General features: G+C 55.8%; 1 protein-coding gene. It reads right to left on the reverse strand.

The genetic code is table 11. The features are described from left to right. Nucleotides 1–14: 14 nt before the first annotated feature. On the reverse strand, nucleotides 15–1,235 hold the full coding sequence (locus tag E0L29_RS11430; RefSeq protein ID WP_131359210.1) for an ISL3 family transposase: 1,221 nt from the start codon (nucleotides 1,233–1,235) through the stop codon (nucleotides 15–17). Nucleotides 1,236–1,320 lie beyond the last annotated feature (85 nt).

A 1,320-nucleotide genomic window follows, 5' to 3' on the forward strand; every position in this document is an offset into this window, starting at 1 on the left:
GGCTCCTCGCTGTTTCAAATGGGTAAGCTGAAATTAAGTTTCCCGTTGATGAGGTAAATCATGTTGATGAGATACCTGTTGGTACGGTAGCCCCGAGCCCGTGCTTTTGCGGCCTGGACGAGGCTGTTGATTCCTTCAAGCACCCCGTTGTTGATTCGGGAAGTGAACCATCTCAGAATGCCGGACCAGTGGCGTTTGATGGTGTAAGCAGCCTCTTTCATCGGCTGCAGTCTGCTGTGGGTAGCCCAGAAGTACCACTTCCTCAGGAACACCTCTGCCAACGCCGGAGGCTGCTCGAAGAACTCCTGGAAGGCCAGCCGTATGCGGTATGCCCGGGCCGTTTTCAGGTTCATTTTGGGCAGGGAGAGTTCAGCAAGACGATCACGCTGTGAGGCTTTCAGGTTGCTTTGATTCCGGAGCCAGAGGTAACGGCTTTTCTTCAGTTCAGGGCGTTCATTCTGCTCCTGGCGCCGCACTTCATCGACGGCATTATTGATGACCTGCATGATGTGGAACTTGTCGAAAGTCAACTGGGCGTCGGCGAAGTTGTCGTTGACGCCTTTGATGAATGCACCCGACATATCGCTGCAGAATTCCTTGATTGACTCCGGCTTGCCCTTATGGCCCACGAGGTCTTCCCTGAACCGTTTGACCGTCGAGGCGTCCTTGCCTTCCGTGGCAAACAGCACTTTCGAGACGGCAAGGTCGACAAAAAGCGTCACGTAGTTGTGGCCCCGCTTGCTGGAGGTCTCATCGACGCCGACCATGGTGACCGCCGAGTGATCCTCACGCTCCCGGGCCTCTTCGACATAGTGGTTGATGATGCGCCAGATACGGGTGTCGTGCTCGCCGATGATGGCTGCTATCGATTTCACCGGCATCGACTTCGCCATGGCCATGATCATCGCCTCGAACAGCAGGGTGAAGCCGCTCTCCCGGCGAGCCCAAGGGAATGACTGCAACTTGACGACACCGCATTCAGAGCAGGATATCCGGGGCACTCGAGCCGTCAGGTACGCTTCATGCTGGAAAAAGTTCAGGTGACGCCAGGTCATCTCCGTGGTGTCATAGGCCTTCACCCCTTCCCGGCCGCAGTGGGGGCAGCGGAACACGCTGCCGGGTTTGAAGTCGATTCTGATATCCAGGCGCTTCTTGTCGACATCGAAGGTCGAGGATGATACGTACCAGGGCTCTTCAAGTCCCAGAGCCAGCTGAAAGAGGGTCAGGTCGTTCATGTAACAGAGGAGAATTGTATGTTGTCAGAGTTGACCAACAATATACGCTTCTCATACCGTCACCCACTCCCCACAGCGAGGAGCC

The sequence above is a fragment of the Chlorobium sp. N1 genome (genome assembly GCF_004332115.1).
In the GTDB taxonomy this organism is placed as follows: domain Bacteria; phylum Bacteroidota; class Chlorobiia; order Chlorobiales; family Chlorobiaceae; genus Chlorobium.